Source organism: Streptomyces sp. NPDC002206 (assembly GCF_053593595.1).
In genome coordinates this window covers 60,858-77,642 of record NZ_JBSFCW010000031.1, presented here as the reverse complement: position 1 = coordinate 77,642, position 16,785 = coordinate 60,858, and the positions used below count along the sequence as shown (strand labels likewise).

Here is a 16,785-nt window from a genome sequence, read left to right as displayed (position 1 = left end):
CTGTACCCGCCCGGCCCGTGCCAGTGAGACCAGCGATTCGCCGCCCAGGTACACCGATCCCAGCTCCCGTACGGAAAGCGCCAGATCCGCCGGATTCACCGGAGTCGTACCAGCCGGACGTACCGGTCTTGTTCGTCCCGAAGTAGACGTACCACCGCAGGGAGTCCCGATTCTTGGCCGAGGCGGAGTTGTTGCCGACCCGCTGACCGGAGTTGCCGATGAAGTAGTTGTCGTTGAGGTTGAGGTCCGCGTAGTACATGTCCCAGATGCCGTTCGCATAGTTCGGGTTGTACCAGAGGCAGAACTCGCCCGACTCACACACGCCATTGTGCTCCGTGGCACTCGCGGGGGCCGCAAGACCGGCAATGGACATTCCAGCCACAGCCGCGGCAGCAAAGAACTTGGCCAGCTTCATTTTCTCCCCTTCTCGATCGATACCGAAACACGCAATCCAACCGAATCACCGAATTGTGAAGCCGGTTGAACCGCACCTTCACAGAGATTGCCACCGCTGTTCACAGGCAGCTACCTTGTTCGAGCTCTGTTGAAACGGGCACCTCACGTGAAGGAGTACTGTGCTCCGCATTCACTTCTCCGGACCCGATCTCGGCCGGACCCGCCTGACCGCCGAGCCCGATCCCCTGTGGGAGACAGCGGCCTCACTCCACCGCCTCCAGACCAAGCGCGGCCGCGGGACCTACGCCGCATGGCTGCGCTTCGCCTGCGAAAAGCTGAACGATCCCGCACTGGCGCGTACGGTGCGGCATTTGCTGCTGCCACTGTTTCCGCGCGCCGCCTACTTTCCGGATTTCCTCACGCCCGCCGCCGCGAGCGAGGGGCTTTCTCCCGGTCTCGAAGCCATCCGCGCCACCCCGTCCGCCCGGGTGGCGGCCGAACTCGATCAGCTGACCAGAGTGGTGACCGCGACTCCGCGCGGACTGACTCGGCTGGCCGCCGCTGAACACAGGAACGAGCTGACCGCAGGGCTGAGGGCGTACTACGACGCGCTCATCGCGCCGCACGAGGCGACCATTCGCACCCGCATCGAGGCCGAGCGGGTCTTCCGCACCCGTTCCCTGCTGGGAAGAGGAGTCGAGGACATGCTGTCCGGCCTGGGTCCGGGCTTTCGCTGGCGCAGCCCCGTCCTCGAGGCGGACCACCCCACTGTCGACGCGGACCTGCATCTGGGCGGCAGAGGACTGCGGTTGGTGCCCTCGTACTTCTGCTGGGGTTCAGCCGTGGTGCTGGCCGACCCCGAGTTACCGCCCGTTCTGGTCTACCCGATGCGCCACGAGCGGGTGGCCGCAACGGCAGACAACGCCGACGGCGACGCGGTCCCGCTGACCACGCTGCTGGGGCGTACTCGTGCACTTGTGCTGCGTGCCTCCGCCACGGGGGCCACCGGGAGCGAACTGGCCCGTTCTCTGGGCATATCCCCTGGCACCGTCACCTTCCACACCCAGGCGCTGCGCGACTCGCAGTTGATCGCCAGCGTCCGCTACGCCACCACCGTGCTGCACACGCTCACGCCGCTCGGCTTGGCCCTGCTCGCCGCCAACGCGACCCGGGCCAGGGCCGATGGCGGCGGTCGTCGGACTTCGAGGCCTGCCGCAGGAATGGATCTCGATCACGAGTAATCATGTGCGGTGGAGCAGCGGTGACCGGCCCACCGGGCAGAAGAGCCTGCTGCTCCGCAGTGCGCGCGACGCGGCGAGCACACATATTCTGGACAGCATCAAGACGGAACGCTGGGGCGCGTGCCGTTCAACCGATGCCCACGTCATACCTGTCGGACGTGCACGCCCGCCGCGGCCAGTGCGTCGACCTCGCCCTCGGGCGCGGTCTCGTCGGTGACAACGGCGTGCAGTGCGGTGGCGGGCGCGACGAAGGCAAGGGCGGTACGGGAGAACTTCGCGCCGTCCGTGACCGCGATGACCCGGCGGGCCGATGCGATCGCGGCCCGCTTGGTGGCGGCGTCGTCCAAGTCGTACGCGGTCAGGCCGTTCGCCGCGTTCAGTCCGCAGCAGCCGATGACCGCGGTGTCGAAACGCAGGGCGGCCAGCGATGCCTCGGCGAGCGGGCCGGTGAGTGCGAGCTCGCCCCGCCGGGGGCGGCCGCCAGGCACCAGCAGCGTGAGGTCCGGCGCTCCGGTCAGTGCGTTCACCGCGTGCAGAGAAAGGGGCATGACCGTCAGGCGCCGGCGTTCCAGCGCGCGGGCCACTTCCAGGCAGGTGGTGCCGCTGTCGAGGACCACGGATTCCCCGTCGGCGATCAGCCCGGCGACCTCGGAGGCAATGCGTCGCTTGGCCTCCAGTCCCTCCGTCGCCCGCAGCCCGAAGGGGGGTTCGTCGCCGCGCAGCAGCAGGCTCCTCGCTCCTCCTCGGTACCGCTCCAGAATGCCCTGCTCGGCCAGGGTCTCCAGATCACGGCGGATGGTCATCTCCGACGCACCGGTCAGGGCGGCCAGTTCCGCGACGCCGGCACTGCCCGCTCCGCGTACCGCCTCGGTGATCCGTCTCAGTCGATCCGTACTCGCCACATCAGCGATAGAACATCACCGATGTTCAAAACGCAAGCTTTCAAACATCAGAAATGTTCGTTATGTTCATCGGCATGGAGAGATCGCTGCGGACCGGCCGACTGGTCACTACCGTCTACTTCGCCCTGAACGGCTTCGTCCTGGGGATGTGGGTCGTCCACATCCCTGCCGTCGAGCGCCACGTGGGCATCAGTCATGCCGTGCTCGGCTGGCTGCTGCTGCTCCTCGGCGCGGGAGCCTTCGCGGGGATGCGGATCACGGGCCCGCTCACCGATCGGTGGGGCGCCCGCACCGTCGTACCGCTCAGCGCAGCACTGTGCAGCGCAGCCGTGATCCTGCCGGGCCTGGCCACGGACGCGTGGACACTGGGAGCAGCACTTGCGCTGCTCGGACTCGGCAACGGCTGTCTGGACGTCAGCATGAACGCCCACGCCATCCAGGTCGAGCGGGGCTACCGACGTCCCGTCATGTCCGCCTTCCACGCCACGTTCTCCATCGGTGGCGTCCTTGCCGCGCTGCTCGGCGCGCGCACGCTCAGCTGGGGCTGGAGCCCGGCGGTGACGCTCGGCTCGGTGGCCGTTCTCGGTCTCGCCGTGGCCGCGCTCGCCGCCCGCGGGCTCCTGCCGGCCGAGCACACCCCCTCGTCTGCCGCGGAGGCCCCCGCCGGTGTGACGCAACCGGTGCACCGGACATCCCGCCGCATCTGGGCGCTGGCCGCGCTCGCGCTGATGCTCATGCTCTGCGAAGGCGTGGCCAACGACTGGAGCACTCTGCATCTGCGGGATGTCCTGAACGCCTCCGCCGCCATCGCCGCTCTCGCCTACGGTGCGTTCTCGACCGCCATGACCGTCGGTCGACTGCTGGCCGACCGAGTGGCCATGCGCTTCGGGCCGGTGGCCATCCTCCGCTACGGGGCGGCCCTGGCCGCGATCGGTCTGACGACGGCTACGTTCTCCACGTGGATCCCGCTGGCCCTGGCCGGCTGGGCCGTGTTCGGGGCCGGACTGTCCGGCTGCATCCCCCAGCTCTTCAGCGCCGCAGGCAACGTCGATCCGAGCGCCGCCGGAACGAATGTCTCGCGCGTCGCCGGCCTGGGCTATCTCGGCATGCTCGCCGGCCCCGCCGTCATCGGCCCGCTGACGCATTTCATGCCGCTCAACCTGACCTTTCTGCTGCCTCTCGGGTTCTGCGTCGTGGCCGTGTGCTCGGCCCACGTACTCCGCTCGCCGCGTACCGCTCCCAGTCGTCTGGAGGCCGAGGCGGCCTGACCGGAACCGACCACGCGAGCCCGGGGCGCAGCACACAGTGCCGCGGTGTATCCACTGCGCTGACGACGTAGCGGGCGCAGCCCGAGCCGCTTCCCGGTGAGGCCCCGACTCCCCTGTCCCGCCCGACAAACTCGTCGTGTCACGGCACTAGGAACTGATAGGCCCTCTCGCTACCCTCCGCGCATGATTTCCACGGTTGTCTGGGGCACGGGCAACGTCGGCCGCGCCGCAATCCGCGCTGTCGAGGCCCACCCGGCGCTCGAACTCACCGCCGTGCTCGTCCACAACTCCGACAAGGTGGGACGTGACGCGGGCGATCTCGGTGGGCTCGGTCGCCCGCTGGGGGTCGTGGCGAACGACGACGTCGATGCCGTGCTGGCCACCGGCCCCCGGGCCGTGGTCTACGCCGCGTCCGGCGACATCCGCCCCGACGAGGCTCTCGCCGACATCGGCAGGGCGATCCGGGCCGGGGCCGTGGTCGTCACCCCCGCGCTGTACGCCCTGTACGACCAGCTGGGCGCCCCGCCGGAGCTGCGGGATCCGGTGCTGGCCGCCATCGCGGACGGTGGCGGTTCGCTGTTCGTCTCCGGTGTCGACCCCGGCTGGGGCAATGACGTACTCCCGTTGCTGATCAGCGGACTCGGCACCTCCGTCGACGTGATCCGCTGTCAGGAGATCTTCGACTACTCCACCTACGAGCAGGAGGAATCGGTCCGGTACCTGGTCGGCATGGGCCAGCCGATGGAGTACGAACCGCTGATGCTCGCACCGACCGTCCCGACCATGGTCTGGGGTGGGCAGATACGACTGATGGCCAGGGCTCTGGGAGCCGAACTCGACGACATCCGCGAGACGTTGGACCGGCGCGCGCTCGACGCCACGGTGAGCACCAGGACGATGGGCTCGTTCGAGGCCGGCACCCAGGGCGCGGTGCGGTTCGAAGTGCAGGGCATCGTCGGGGGCGAACCCCGCATCGTCATCGAGCACATCACGCGCATTCACCCCTCCTGCGCACCGGACTGGCCGACGCCGCCCGACGGCGACGGCGCGCATCGAGTGATCATCGAGGGCCGCCCGCGCATCGAGGTCACGGTCGAGGCCACCGACGAGGGCGAGAACAGATCCGCGGGCGGGAACGCCACCGCGGTGGGCCGGCTCGTGAGCGCCATCGACTGGCTCGTGAACGCGGAACCAGGACTCTACGACGCGCTCGACGTCCCGCTGCGCCCCGCAGTCGGCAGGCTCGGAAGGAGACAACCTTGAACATCGACATCCCCGAGGGCAAGGACGCGATCGAGTACGTGTGGGGCGAGATGGTGCCCGGGATCGGGATCGCCGCATCGAACTTCTCGCTGGCGGTGTACGCCCATACGACCCTGGGACTTCGGGAGTTCGAAGCCGCGCGGTTGCGGATCGCCCAGATCAACGGGTGTGTCTTCTGTCTCGACTGGCGGACCGAACGGGACGGCGTGAAGGTCGAGGAGGGTTTCGCCGACGCGGTGACCCAGTGGCGTACCACCGACGTTTTCGACGACCGGACCCGGTTGGCCGCCGAATACGCCGAGCGGTACGTCCTCGATCACCACAACCTCGACGACGCGTTCTGGTCCCGGATGAGCGCGCACTACAGCCAGTTGGAAATCGTGGAGCTGAGCATGAGCATCGGATCATGGCTGGCGTTCGGCAGGCTCAACCATGTGCTGGGCCTCGACACCGTGTGCGCGCTGCCCGGCCGTTGATCGTCACAGGTCGGTGGCGATGATCTTCTCGATGTTCCGTTCGGCGAGCGCGGTGACGGTGACGAACGGATTGACGCTGGTGTTGCCGGGGATCAGCGAGCCGTCGATGACGTACAGGCCGGAGTAACCGTGCAGGCGGCCGTAGTTGTCGGTGGCCCGGTTCAGCACCGCGCCGCCGAGCGGGTGGTACGTGAGGTGGTCGCCCCAGATCTTGTAGGTACCGAAGAGATCGGTCCGGTAGATCGTCCCCTCCTTCTGGTTGATCCTGTCGAAGATCGTCCTGGCGGCGTCGATGGACGGCTGTTTCCAGGCGGTCTGCCAGTTCAGGTCGACCTTGTCCGTCGCGGCGTTCCAGGTGAACTCGGCCCGGTTCGGGTTCTTGGTGATGGACAGGTAGAACGAGGCGAACGTCTCGATCCCGGTGGGCAACGGGGCGACCTCGGCGAACGCGCCACCGGCAGCCCAGTTGTCGATGCCGCCGGTGGGAATGGACGCCTGGAGGCTGCCGGTCGGGTCCCACAGATGGTTGGCCCGGCCGCACATGACGTTGCCGTTGTCGCCCCACCCTTTGCCGATCTCGTCGTTCAGGCCGGGGAGCGCGCCGGTGGCCTTCAGCTTGACCAGCAGCTTGCTGGTGCCCACGCTGCCGGCCGCGAAGAACACCCGGTCCGCGGTCACCGTCTTGGTGGCCGTGGTGGCACCGCCGGTGTCGATCTGGTCGATGACGACCGTGTAGCCGCCGCCTGTCGCCGGTGCGACCGAAGTGACCTTGTGCAGCGGCGAGATGGCGACCCTGCCGGTGGCCCTGATCCGGTCGATGTACGTCTTCTGCAGCGACTTCTTGCCGTAGTTGTTGCCGTACAGGATCTCGCCGGCCAGCGCCGACCTGGGGACGGTTCCGGCCTCTTCCTGCTTCATGTAGTCCCAGTCGTACACGGTGGGCACGAAGACGAACGGGAAGCCGGCACGCTGGGCCTGCTTGCGGCCGACCCGGGCGTACTGGTAGCACGCGGCGGTCTCGAACCAGGCAGGATCAATGGTGCCGACGCCGAGCCCGGCGTTGGCGCGCGGGTAGTAGATCCCGTACATCTCGTCGGCATCCACCGACGGGAGTACGGCTCCGAAGTTCTCGCGCTTGGGGGTGACGGCCATGCCACCGTTGACCAGCGAGCCGCCGCCGACGCCGCGGCCCTGGTAGACGGTGATCCCGCTGAACTCCTCGGCGTCGAGGATCCCGGTGCTGCGGGTGACGTTCTTGTCGATGGGGAAGCCGAGGAAGTTGCTGAGGGGCTGCTTGGTCCTGGTGCGGAGCCAGTACGACCGGCTGTCCGGGGAGGTCGTGTTGGCGAAGATCTTGCCGTCCGGGCCGGGGGTGTCCCAGGCCATGCCCATTTCGATCATGTGCACGTCGACGCCCGACTGGGCGAGACGCAGGGCGGCGACGGATCCGCCGTATCCGGTGCCGATCACGAGGGCCGGGACATGGGCCCCGGAGCCGATCGGAGCGGCTGCGGAGCCGACCCCGGCCTGGGCCGGGGTGCTGTGACCCGCAAGGGCCACGGCCCCTAAAATAGAACCAGTTCCTGTGATGAACCTTCGACGCGAAACGCCCTTGGGGCCTGCATCATGCATGGTAGAGTCACTCATGTGACACGCCTCACTCTCTACAGAGTGAAACTGGTTCTACTGCCGTTTGCGCGTTAAGTCACTACATACCTGTGGGTAATTTGGGCCCGCTCGGGGCATACCCCGGATACGCCCACGCCGGGCGTCAGCGCGCAGCGGGCCGGTCCCGGCGATGTGCCGCTCGACCGGCGCGGAGCGTCGACTCATGACCGGACGGCAGGAGGACAGGACCGACGACAGCGTCTGGGCCGTGACCTGTTTCGTCACCCGCAAGGGCTTCCGTCTGCGCGGCATCACGTACGCACTCGCGCGCGCCACGATCGGCTTCGCGCGCGACCCCGGGGCCCGCGCACTCGACGGCTACCGGTGATCACGCGGCCAGGGGTGGAAATCACCTGGGACGAACCCCACGTCGCCACCCGTGGCGTCTTCCACGCAGGGTTCGTCGAGGCGAGCACGCCCGCACTCGGGCGGGAGTTTCGGGCATGACCGGGCCATGCCCCTGATCGGGCGGAGACAGGAACGGGTGGCGAGGGCCCCTCGGACCCTCGCCACCCGTCACTCCTGAACCGGAATCAACGCAACCGGGTGTCAGTAGGCCCCGAACACGTTGTCGATCGAACCGTACTTGGCGGCGGCGTAGTTGCACGCAGCCGTGATGTTGGCGACCGGGTCGTAGATGTCCATCGACGTGCCGGACACGTGGTAGGCCTTGAACGTGGGGTCGATGACCTGCAGGAGCCCCTTGGACGGCGTGCCCTTGGCGGCGTTCGAGTCCCAGTTGTTGATGGCCCGGGGGTTGCCCGAGGACTCGCGCATGATGTTGCGGTGGATGCCGTCGTAGCTGCCGGGGATGCCGTGCTGGGCCATGACGGCCAGCGACTCCTTGATCCAGCCGTCGAGGTTGTTCGTGTACGTCACGGGCTTCGCAGTGGCAGGAGCGGCACTGCTCGCGGCCGGCTTGGACTCGACAGCCGTGGACCCGGCCTTGGCGCCGATGGTCAGCTTCATGCCCGGGCGGATCCGGGCGGGGTCGGCTCCGATGACCTGACGGTTGTCCTGGTACAGCTGCTGCCAGCCGCCGGTCACGGAATGCCCAGCAGCGATCTTGTAAAGGGTGTCACCGGCTATCACGGAATAGACGGAGGGCGTAGCCTTCACGGCGGCAATTGCCTTGGCAGGAGCCGCAGCGGGCGCCACAGCATTTGTGACGGCGGTGACGGACTGCGCCGGCGCTGCCGAGGCAGCGGTCGCACCGATCACAGGAAGTGCGAGAGCGGCTCCGCCCGCGCTCACGGCGATGAAACCGCGAGTCAGCGAACTGGGCCTACGACGACGGTGGTTACCCGTTGCGGGCATGGTGCATTCCTCTCCGTCGCCTACGAGGTGAGCTGTCGGGTTCAGGCTGGAGTTGCCTGGCCGTATGGGAATACGACTTCACCCCTAGCCGTTCCGGATTCCGGATCGGCCGCTTACCTGGGTCCCCCGCTCCTGCCGTACGTGAGTGGTCGGATTCCCGGACGGCGGCAGGATTCGGCGTTCCATCCGGATTGACGGTGACCGTAGGCGAGAAACTCCGACCTAAACAAGCCCCCACTTTTCGATCACAATTCATTTACAAGATCGAGTCGGGGAATTATCGGCAATCCATCACCGCCCGCGAAGCCAACTTTCTTTGCGCAGAAGGGAACCGAGCGGTACGCCGCCGCGTCCGCGTGTCCGGAAAGTGACTCTCGCCACTCGGCCCGAAAAGGGCGATTTGCCCGGCACGCAAGACCTCGACTTGTGCGAGTCATGCATTCACTGGCAATAGAGAGCAATTCCCCTCCATTGCCAAAAAATTGGACATTTAAGACATTTACGGGTAAGCGGGCGATGCCTTCGACTCGTCGGGACGGACGTCCCTCGCGGAAGGCGCGACAGCGCGTCACGCGTCTACACCGGCTGCGGCACACGAGTGGCCGCACACCGGCCGGGTCACGCAGGCTCACGCGAACGACGCCCCGACCGGCACGGGAGGTGCCGTACGCCTCCGGCGTGCCCGTCATGGTGCGCAAACGCCCTGCCCGCCCGCCGGGGCCGTCCGGCAGCACGAGAGAAGTGATGGCGATGGTGAGCCCTGGGTGCTGATCACCGTGCCGCTCTCGCCGCGCAGCATCGCCCGGCCACCGGCTTGCTGCATACCGGCCGTCCGGACGAGGCGCAGCGGCAGGCCTTGGCCGTCCTGCAGTCCCGGACGGCCAAACCGGACAACACCCACGCGCACACGATCGTGATCGCCATCGCTGAAGCCGGCGGTCGAGGGGATCCGGCCAGATGAACCCGACGTAGCCTCGAAGGCTGCTGGGTCGATCTTCTTCAGCTTCTCGGCAAAGCGGGCGCGCTCCGCAGGAACCCTCTCTTCGTCCTCTTCGATACGAGTACTCCTCGGGCCCGTCCGGTTCTCGGAGGAGTTCGGAATCGGTCACATGGCCGGTCGTAGCAATGCAGCGAGACCTTTGCCCGGCGTTGCGGGACAGCCCTTTGATGGCAGTCCGCGCCTCGGCTGCCTATCTGAATCCACCCTGATCCTGCGCATCGAAACCGGCGGTGAACACACCTGCTCCGGGAGCGATACGGTAACGCCCCACTTGACGCCCGGTGTTGATGCAGCGATCGCTGGAAGCAGAGTCAGTGGACGCAGAGTCGAGAGGCGCGCATTCCACCACTCGATTCCCTCCACCACAATCGTTTCCAAGCCGGTCGATTCAACAGAGAAGACCGCCGTGTTGAATCAAAACCCGCAAGTCGGCATGAGCTCGCGTGCATCCCTTGACGCCTGCTGTGTTCACACGTTGCGCGGCCTTCGTAATCCATTCGGCCCGGCAAAAAATCCGTCGCGCATCAGGTGCGTCGCAACGGAGCCGGGGGCAAGGCCAGGGCTTCGGCGTAGTCGCGTGACGTCCGTTTCATGATCATGTGAGCTCGAGGAGGGCGAGCGGTCGGCCGGCGTCGCGGGCGTTGTGCCGGAGGCCGGCGGCGATGCTGCTTTCCCCGGCGAGGCGAAGGGCGCCGATGGCGAGGTTGCGCCAGGTCGCCATGGCGCGGGGTGCGGAGCCGGTTGACCCCGTCGAACTGAGAGATTGTCACGAATCGGGCGTCAAGCGACTACGGCGAAGCCCCGGCTGCCCGCCCAACGACGAACCCCCGCCCTTCCGCGCTGGACGGACGGGGGGTTGCTGTGGGGAGGTCGCGATCGTCGACCAGGACGGTGCGGTGCAGGTCAACCGGAATCTGCTCAACGGGGTCAGGCCGGTGCTACGGGTGATCGGCGATCCATGTCCATGCGGTCCACGTGCCGCGTCACGGGCCGGTGGCGCCAGGCGTTTTCACGCCCGTCCTGGGGCACGTCATCCGCCCGCGGCGTCCTCGGCCTCCCAGCGCAGCAGGTCGCCCGGCTGGCACTTGAGCACCTCGCAGAGCGCGGCGAGCGTCGCGAAGCGCACCGCCTTGGCGCGGCCGTTCTTGAGTACCGCCAGGTTGGCGGGAGTGATCCCTACGCGGTCCGCGAGCTCGCCCACGGACATCTTCCGCCTGGCCAGCATCACGTCGATGTCGACGGCGATCGGCATCAGATCACCTCGTCCAACTCGGCCTGCATCTTCGCCGCTTCGACGTCGCGCGCGACGGCCTGGGCGAGCAGCATCCGCAGCACGAGCACCATGAGCGCGACCCCCAGGATGGCCACGCCAACCCCGCCCATGATGACGGTGACGCCCGGGTCGTCCCGCTGGCCCGGCGCATTGAGGACCGTGACCGCGAACCACACGAGGGAAGCCGCCACGATCGCGCCGATCATGACGTCCACGTACCGGAAGGCGGTGTGGGAGAACACGGTTCCGCGTCGCACCATCGTCACCAGCCGCCATACGCAGACCAGGGCGACCTGGGCCGACACCATGCCCAGGATCGTGATCACGCGCAGCGGGGTCAGCGGAAGCGACCCGTCCTCCGGGTCGGTGGCCAACGCCCACACCATCCCTGCCTGTACGAACACGGTGCCGGCGAGCACCACCACGAGCACGGCGCGCAGCGCACCCACTGTCAGCTTTCCCATGGTCCATCCTTCCATCGAGTCGCGATGGGAATCTATCGAATTTCGATAGGTGAGGCAAGGGCTGGGACGGAGGATGGGCGGTGGTTTCACGCCGTGGCGGGACGCCGCCGCACCTCCCATGGCATGGCGTTCGCGCGAACCGTCTTGATCTTGTCGACGTCGGCCTCGCTCGAGCACAGATCGGACGCCGCCCGACTACGCCGAAGCCCTCGGGACAAGGCCCATTCCGGACCGGTTGAATCAGTGAATGCCGCCTGAATACTGATCAGATGCCCTCCGGAGCCACCATGTTCACCGTAGGAACGGTGAGCTGTGCCGGTTACGGACAGGAGCAGGCCTCCGTCCGACCGCCACCCCTTGGCACCCCGGCCGGGTTGCCCCCTGGATCCGAACGACATAGGCCTTCCGCCGAGGATCCAGATGCCTGATCATCTCTTTCCATGCGCATGCCAACGACTCATCGAAGATTCCGCCATCGGGCCTTGCTCTGGGCCGTCGCCGCAAGCCTGGCTCTGACAGCCACCTCAGGAGCGCCGGCCGGGGCCGACACCCCGGCGCCCGGCCTGTCGCAGACCCTTGACCACATTCTCAGCGACACCCGGCTGGACGGCGCCCAGGTCGGAGTCGTCGTCAGCGACGCCGAAACCGGGCAGACGCTCTATCAACGCAACGGAGACGGCCGCCTGGTACCCGCATCCAGTACCAAGCTTCTGACGTCGACCGCGGCCATGACGCTGCTCGGCCCCGACTACCGGTTCAGCACCGATGTACTCGCGGACGGCTCCCGCCACGGGTCGGTGTTCCAGGGCGACGTGTATCTTCGCGGCACCGGCGACCCCACGATGCTGGCCGAGGACTACGACCGGCTGGCCGCCACGGTCGCCGCAGCGGGGATCCGCCGGTTCACCGGCCGACTGGTTGCCGACGACACCCGGTTCGACAGCAGCCGGCTCGGCGCGTCCTGGGCGGCCGACGACGAGTCGGCCTATTACTCGTCGCAGATCTCTCCGCTGACGGTGGCCCCGGACACCGACTACGACGCGGGCACCGTGCTCCTCTCGGTGACCCCCGGCTCCGCGTCCGGCGAAGCGGCCGCGGTGAAAGTCACCCCGTCCAACGACTACGTCCGCATCGACAACCGTGCCACCACGGTCGCCGCTGGTGAGAGCCGTGCGATCACCGTCGATCGCATGCACGGCAGCAACACGATCGTGGTCAGCGGCAAGATCCCCGTCGGAAGCGCACCAGCCACATCCTGGACGAGCGTGTGGGAGCCCACAGGCTATGCGGCCGCCGTCTTCGCGGACGCGCTGGCCGCACACGGAGTGAAAGTGACCCGGGGGACGGTGCTGGGCAAGGCCGTCCCGCAGGGTGCCACGACTCTGGCCTCCCATCCGTCGATGCCGTTGAAGGATCTTCTGACGCCGTTTCTGAAGCTGTCCAACAACAACCATGCCGAGGTGCTGGTCAAGACCATCGGTTACGAGGTGAAGGGCAGCGGAACCTGGTCGTCCGGGCTGTCGGCGATCGCCGACCACCTGCGCACCCTCGGATTGGACCCCGCTGCCCTGCGTCAGATGGACGGCTCCGGTCTGTCGAGGATGGACGTGGTGTCCACCGAGCAGTTCACCGAACTGCTGGTCGCCGTACGCCATCAACCGTGGTTCCAGGAGTGGTACGACGCCCTGCCGATCGCCTGCGTGTCCGACCGGATGACCGGCGGAACGCTGCGCTCCCGGATGTGCGGGACCTCGGCTGCGGGCAATCTGCACGGCAAGACCGGCTCGCTGACCGGCGTGTCGGGGCTCTCCGGCTATGTCACGGACGCCGACGGCCGGAAGCTCGTCTTCAGCTTCGTCAGCAACAACTACGTCGCGAGCTCGGTCAAGAACATCGAGGATGCGGTCGGAGCGGCGCTCGCCGCCTACAGCGTGAAGGGCGCACAGCAGCCACAAGGTACGGCCCGTTCCGACCGTCCCTCGACCGATGCGCCCGCTGCCAGGGATGAGCAGTCCGGGCGCACCGACCTCGAATGCTCCTGGACGAAGCCCGCGAGCTGCTGAGCGACGGGCGGGGTACTCGAGGACAGCGCACGGATCCGCGAGCGCCGGCCTGATCCGGCCGGAGGTCGACCGGATCAGGTGAAGAGCGGGGACCCACCCCGCCCCTCACCTGTTGCCGTTGCCGGCCTGCCGGCGCGGCTCAGCACGCGAGAGGTGATCAGGGGTGCTGACGTCGGGTTTCAGGTCAGAAGGGGCCGCCGCCGGCGGGGGCAGCCTGTGCGACTCGGCAGTCGCTCACCGAAGGCCGACCGGATCAGCGGGAGGGCGCGGGCGGCCCGGCAGGGAATACATCACAATGATCCAACATTCAAATAAACTAATACGGCGCGGACCGCACGGGAGAATCGCATGGGACTTTCGACCTCGGGCGAAACGATGCCTGAGCTGGGACTCCTCGACACCACTGGCATCCTGCGCCGACCAGGGGTGAGCCCGGAGCGGACCAGCTCAGGACTGGGCTGGGAGCACGTGTACGTCTCCACCCAGCGGGAACAGCCCTATCACGCCGCATTCGACGCTGCGCCCACCCACCTGCTGATCCTGCACCTGGGCGGCCCGGTGACCGTCCGGCGCCGAATCAGCCGGTCGATGCGGGCCCAGCGGATTCCGGCCGGGGGGATCTTCCTCCACCCCGCCGGCCGCGCGCTGGACGTGGAACTCCAGGGGGGACTCGACACCGTCCACCTGTACCTCAGCGACTCGGTCCTGCAGGAAGCACAAGGTGAGGGCGGGACGGTGGAACTCGCCGAGGAGCTGGGCAGCTCCGATCCGCTGATCGAGCAACTCGTCCTGGCTCTGGACGGCGTCGTACGGCTCCGGGAGCCCTCCGCCCGTACCTACGTGGATCACCTTGTGGGCACGCTCGCTGCTCAGCTCGCCCGGGCACACGCGGCCGGCCGGCCCGTGGACCGCGACAGCGCGTCGTCAGGACTGACGAGCCAGCAGCTCATGTCCGCACGCGAGTTGATGGAGACACGGATCTCCGAGCCGCTGCCCGTCGCCGAGCTGGCCTCGGCCACCGGTCTGAGCGCGAGCCAGTTCAGCAGACAGTTCAGGGCCAGCACCGGGAAGTCACCCCACCAGTTCCTGCTCCAACTGCGGCTGGACCACGCACGTCGGCTGCTGCGCACCACGACGATGCCCATCGCCGACCTGGCCGCCCGCTGCGGCTTCTCCCACCAGGAGCACCTGACACGCGTGATGCGCGCCAAGCTGGGCACGACCCCTGCGGCCTTCCGTCGGGCTTGCTGACCTTCGATTCCGCGTCCCTCGCCGACGCAATCACTCCTGCCCGCCCCGCCGCATGCGCCCCTGTGCCGCCTTCCGGTGTGGCTCAAACCCGTCCGCGGTCCCTCTCACCACCATGGCGCCGCGCCGTTCCGGCAGAAGATACGCGCGAAACGTGCAGGAAACGGGAGGTCCACGGCCCCGACACTCGGTGACAGACATCCAGGGACCCACGGCACACGCGAAGGCGGAAAGCGATGAGGAACTTCGTCCACACCTCCCACCCCTCGCGGGTCATCTTCGGCACCGGAACAGTCGGCCAGGTCCGCGACGAAGTCGAGCGGCTCGGCTGTTCCCGCGTCCTGCTCCTGTTCAGCCCGCCGGTGGCCAAGGCCGCCGCCCGAGTGCGTGATGTCCTCGGGGACCTCATCGTGGCGGAGTTCGACGGTGCCGCGATGCACACCCCGGTGGAGGTGACCGAGCGAGCGCTCGACGTACTCCGGGAACACTCCGCCGACTGTCTGGTGGCTGTCGGCGGCGGTTCCACGACAGGGCTGGCCAAAGCACTGGCGCTGCGCACCGATCTCCCGCAGCTGATCCTTCCCACCACATACGCGGGCTCCGAGGTCACACCCGTACTGGGCGAGACGCAGGGCGGACGCAAGATCACCCGGTCCTCGCCCGCGATTCTGCCCGAGACCGTCGTCTACGACGTCGAGTTCACCCGTGACCTGCCGGTGGGTATGTCGGTCACCAGCGGAGTCAACGCCCTGGCCCACGCCGTGGAGGCCTTGTACTCGCCGCAGGCGAACCCGGTGATCGACGGCATGGCGCTCGACGCGGTCCGCAGGATCGCCCGCGCCCTGCCGGCTCTCGTCGCCGAGCCGTCCGACACCGCGGCACGCGCCGACCTTCTGCATGCCGCATGGCTGGCCGGTACCTGCCTCGCCTCCGTCGGCATGGGACTCCACCACAAGCTGTGCCACACACTGGGCGGTACGTTCGGACTGCCGCACGCCGAAACACACACGGTGATCCTGCCGCACGCCATGGCCTACAACGCCCCTGCCGCCCGGGACGTCATGAACCGCATCGCCGAAGCACTGGGCGTGGCGGACGCCCCGAGCGGGGTGTTCGACCTGATCGCCTCCGTGGGAGGTCCCACCTCGCTGGGCGAGCTGGGCATGGCGCAAGCTGATCTGCCGGAGGCCGCGCGGCTGGCCGTCGCCACGCCGTACCCGAACCCCCGGGAACTGACGTACCAGGGCGTCGAGAGCCTGCTGCAGGACGCCTGGCGGGGCCACCGTCCGGCAGCTCCCGCGGTGCAGGCTCCCCCGGCACTCGAGTCGAGTGCGGACCTGGAGCGCCTGACCGATCAGGTGGTGGCGAGCTTCGCCGACGCACCGGATCCGCGGGTCGGGCAGCTGCTCGGTGACCTCGTACGGCACCTGCACCACTTCGTGACGAGCAACGACGTCACCGAATCGGAGTGGCAGCACGCCGTCGACTTCCTGACCCGTACCGGGCAGATCTGCACGAGCACCCGCCAGGAGTTCGTGTTGCTGTCCGACACGCTCGGGGTCTCCAGCATCGTCGACCTGCTCACCAATTCGCGCACCCCCGAGACCACACCGTCAGCGGTGCTCGGACCGTTCTACACGGACGGTCCCCCGGAGACCGCACAGGGCGCCGACATCTCGCGGGGTGTCGCCGGCACCCCATTGTGGGCCGACATCCGCATCACCGACACGGACGACCGCCCCCTGCCGGACGCCGTCGTGGATGTGTGGCAGGCCAACAAGGACGGGTTCTACGACGTCCAGCTGCCCGAGCACGAAGGCCCGGTGCTGCGGGGGCGCCTGCGCACTGACGACCAGGGTCGGCTGCGCTTCTGGACGATCCTGCCGGCCGAGTATCCGATCCCGGACGACGGGCCGGTGGGGCAGATGCTCCAGGCCGTCAACCGTCATCCCTACCGTGCCCCGCACCTCCACTTCATGATCTCCGCACCCGGCCACCGCCGCCTGATCACCCAGTTGTTCGTGAAGGGCGGCCCGTACCTGGACTCCGACACCGTGTTCGGCGTCAAGGAGGGACTCGTCATCGACTTCGCGCCCCGCACCGGCCCGACCCCGGACGGCCGCGCCGTCGACGGGGAGTGGCGCAGCCTGCAGTTCACCTTCCGCATCGCCCGCATCGCCGACGCACCGGCAAGCTGACGAGGAGC

At 67.9% G+C, this 16,785-nt stretch carries 14 protein-coding genes, 2 pseudogenes and 1 riboswitch; of the genes and pseudogenes, 8 read left to right on the top strand and 8 right to left on the bottom strand.

The window, feature by feature from the left end:
• Together ACWCP8_RS33805 and ACWCP8_RS33800 are read right to left on the bottom strand one after the other, a co-directional pair.
• Nucleotides 1-96, bottom strand: a pseudogene (locus ACWCP8_RS33805) (sterol carrier protein domain-containing protein); the annotation flags it as partial.
• 76 nt (nucleotides 97-172) lie between these two features.
• A pseudogene (locus tag ACWCP8_RS33800) lies at nucleotides 173-373 on the bottom strand (hypothetical protein); the annotation flags it as partial.
• A 202-nt stretch (nucleotides 374-575) separates the two neighbouring features.
• Between ACWCP8_RS33800 and ACWCP8_RS33795 the strand changes: the two are divergent.
• Nucleotides 576-1,637, top strand: a complete 1,062-nt coding sequence (locus ACWCP8_RS33795; RefSeq protein WP_451120054.1) for an ArsR family transcriptional regulator — start codon at nucleotides 576-578, stop codon at nucleotides 1,635-1,637.
• A gap of 143 nt (nucleotides 1,638-1,780) precedes the next feature.
• Here the strand turns inward: ACWCP8_RS33795 and ACWCP8_RS33790 are convergent, their stop codons facing one another.
• Nucleotides 1,781-2,539 carry a DeoR/GlpR family DNA-binding transcription regulator gene (locus ACWCP8_RS33790; protein WP_352267152.1) on the bottom strand — a complete coding sequence of 253 codons (759 nt, stop codon included), beginning with the start codon at nucleotides 2,537-2,539 and terminating at the stop codon, nucleotides 1,781-1,783.
• A gap of 74 nt (nucleotides 2,540-2,613) precedes the next feature.
• Here ACWCP8_RS33790 and ACWCP8_RS33785 point away from each other — a divergent pair, with 74 nt between their 5' ends.
• The 3 genes from ACWCP8_RS33785 to ACWCP8_RS33775 all read left to right on the top strand — a co-directional run bounded on the left by ACWCP8_RS33785 (nucleotide 2,614) and on the right by ACWCP8_RS33775 (nucleotide 5,546).
• The gene (locus ACWCP8_RS33785) at nucleotides 2,614-3,807 is read left to right on the top strand and encodes an MFS transporter (protein ID WP_451120052.1); all 1,194 of its coding nucleotides are present in this window, start codon (nucleotides 2,614-2,616) and stop codon (nucleotides 3,805-3,807) included.
• Nucleotides 3,808-3,990: 183 nt separating this feature from the next.
• On the top strand, nucleotides 3,991-5,070 hold the full coding sequence (locus ACWCP8_RS33780) for an NAD(P)H-dependent amine dehydrogenase family protein (RefSeq protein WP_451120050.1): 1,080 nt from the start codon (nucleotides 3,991-3,993) through the stop codon (nucleotides 5,068-5,070).
• A complete protein-coding gene (locus ACWCP8_RS33775) occupies nucleotides 5,067-5,546 on the top strand; it encodes a carboxymuconolactone decarboxylase family protein (RefSeq protein WP_451120048.1) in 480 nt (159 codons plus the stop codon). Before ACWCP8_RS33780 ends, ACWCP8_RS33775 begins: the two co-directional genes overlap by 4 nt.
• Nucleotides 5,547-5,549: 3 nt before the next feature.
• Here the strand turns inward: ACWCP8_RS33775 and ACWCP8_RS33770 are convergent, their stop codons facing one another.
• Nucleotides 5,550-7,193 carry a GMC oxidoreductase gene (locus ACWCP8_RS33770; protein WP_451120046.1) on the bottom strand — a complete coding sequence of 548 codons (1,644 nt, stop codon included), beginning with the start codon at nucleotides 7,191-7,193 and terminating at the stop codon, nucleotides 5,550-5,552.
• Nucleotides 7,194-7,377: 184 nt separating this feature from the next.
• On the opposite strand from ACWCP8_RS33770, the gene ACWCP8_RS33765 reads away from it, so the two are divergent.
• Nucleotides 7,378-7,542, top strand: a complete 165-nt coding sequence (locus ACWCP8_RS33765) for a hypothetical protein (RefSeq protein ID WP_352267157.1) — start codon at nucleotides 7,378-7,380, stop codon at nucleotides 7,540-7,542.
• Between the two features lie 221 nt (nucleotides 7,543-7,763).
• Here ACWCP8_RS33765 and ACWCP8_RS33760 read toward each other — a convergent pair whose 3' ends face one another.
• From ACWCP8_RS33760 to ACWCP8_RS33745, 4 genes are all read right to left on the bottom strand, one after another.
• Nucleotides 7,764-8,531 carry a transglycosylase SLT domain-containing protein gene (locus ACWCP8_RS33760; RefSeq protein WP_382842399.1) on the bottom strand — a complete coding sequence of 256 codons (768 nt, stop codon included), beginning with the start codon at nucleotides 8,529-8,531 and terminating at the stop codon, nucleotides 7,764-7,766.
• 2 nt (nucleotides 8,532-8,533) lie between these two features.
• Nucleotides 8,534-8,721, bottom strand: a riboswitch (cyclic di-AMP (ydaO/yuaA leader).
• 1,405 nt (nucleotides 8,722-10,126) lie between these two features.
• Nucleotides 10,127-10,252, bottom strand: coding sequence for a hypothetical protein (locus ACWCP8_RS33755; protein WP_451120043.1), 126 nt, complete (start codon nucleotides 10,250-10,252; stop codon nucleotides 10,127-10,129).
• A 309-nt stretch (nucleotides 10,253-10,561) separates the two neighbouring features.
• Nucleotides 10,562-10,783: a helix-turn-helix domain-containing protein gene (locus ACWCP8_RS33750; RefSeq protein ID WP_010981499.1), complete on the bottom strand. Its 222-nt coding sequence runs from the start codon at nucleotides 10,781-10,783 to the stop codon at nucleotides 10,562-10,564.
• The gene (locus ACWCP8_RS33745) at nucleotides 10,783-11,268 is read right to left on the bottom strand and encodes a DUF2975 domain-containing protein (RefSeq protein ID WP_352267160.1); all 486 of its coding nucleotides are present in this window, start codon (nucleotides 11,266-11,268) and stop codon (nucleotides 10,783-10,785) included. The genes ACWCP8_RS33750 and ACWCP8_RS33745 overlap by 1 nt, the downstream gene beginning before the upstream one ends.
• Before the next feature lie 440 nt (nucleotides 11,269-11,708).
• Between ACWCP8_RS33745 and dacB the strand changes: the two genes are divergently transcribed.
• The 3 genes from dacB (at nucleotide 11,709) to ACWCP8_RS33730 (ending at nucleotide 16,777) form a co-directional block, all read left to right on the top strand.
• Nucleotides 11,709-13,331 carry a D-alanyl-D-alanine carboxypeptidase/D-alanyl-D-alanine endopeptidase gene (dacB, locus tag ACWCP8_RS33740; RefSeq protein WP_451120041.1) on the top strand — a complete coding sequence of 541 codons (1,623 nt, stop codon included), beginning with the start codon at nucleotides 11,709-11,711 and terminating at the stop codon, nucleotides 13,329-13,331.
• Nucleotides 13,332-13,679: 348 nt separating this feature from the next.
• The gene (locus tag ACWCP8_RS33735) at nucleotides 13,680-14,582 is read left to right on the top strand and encodes an AraC family transcriptional regulator (protein WP_352267162.1); all 903 of its coding nucleotides are present in this window, start codon (nucleotides 13,680-13,682) and stop codon (nucleotides 14,580-14,582) included.
• 233 nt (nucleotides 14,583-14,815) lie between these two features.
• A complete protein-coding gene (locus ACWCP8_RS33730) occupies nucleotides 14,816-16,777 on the top strand; it encodes a maleylacetate reductase and hydroxyquinol 1,2-dioxygenase domain-containing protein (protein WP_451120040.1) in 1,962 nt (653 codons plus the stop codon).
• The last annotated feature ends 8 nt before the right edge of the window (nucleotides 16,778-16,785 follow it).

Excerpts from the sequence above, each read along its gene's own strand:
- ACWCP8_RS33785 (WP_451120052.1), top strand. The coding sequence starts at position 2,614 with ATGGAGAGATCGCTGCGGACCGGCCGACTGGTCACTACCGTCTACTTC.
- ACWCP8_RS33780 (WP_451120050.1), top strand. The coding sequence starts at position 3,991 with ATGATTTCCACGGTTGTCTGGGGCACGGGCAACGTCGGCCGCGCCGCA.
- ACWCP8_RS33770 (WP_451120046.1), bottom strand. The coding sequence starts at position 7,193 with ATGAGTGACTCTACCATGCATGATGCAGGCCCCAAGGGCGTTTCGCGT.
- ACWCP8_RS33765 (WP_352267157.1), top strand. The coding sequence starts at position 7,378 with ATGACCGGACGGCAGGAGGACAGGACCGACGACAGCGTCTGGGCCGTG.
- ACWCP8_RS33760 (WP_382842399.1), bottom strand. The coding sequence starts at position 8,531 with ATGCCCGCAACGGGTAACCACCGTCGTCGTAGGCCCAGTTCGCTGACT.
- ACWCP8_RS33755 (WP_451120043.1), bottom strand. The coding sequence starts at position 10,252 with ATGGCGACCTGGCGCAACCTCGCCATCGGCGCCCTTCGCCTCGCCGGG.
- ACWCP8_RS33750 (WP_010981499.1), bottom strand. The coding sequence starts at position 10,783 with ATGCCGATCGCCGTCGACATCGACGTGATGCTGGCCAGGCGGAAGATG.
- ACWCP8_RS33745 (WP_352267160.1), bottom strand. The coding sequence starts at position 11,268 with ATGGGAAAGCTGACAGTGGGTGCGCTGCGCGCCGTGCTCGTGGTGGTG.
- dacB (WP_451120041.1), top strand. The coding sequence starts at position 11,709 with ATGCGCATGCCAACGACTCATCGAAGATTCCGCCATCGGGCCTTGCTC.
- ACWCP8_RS33735 (WP_352267162.1), top strand. The coding sequence starts at position 13,680 with ATGGGACTTTCGACCTCGGGCGAAACGATGCCTGAGCTGGGACTCCTC.
- ACWCP8_RS33730 (WP_451120040.1), top strand. The coding sequence starts at position 14,816 with ATGAGGAACTTCGTCCACACCTCCCACCCCTCGCGGGTCATCTTCGGC.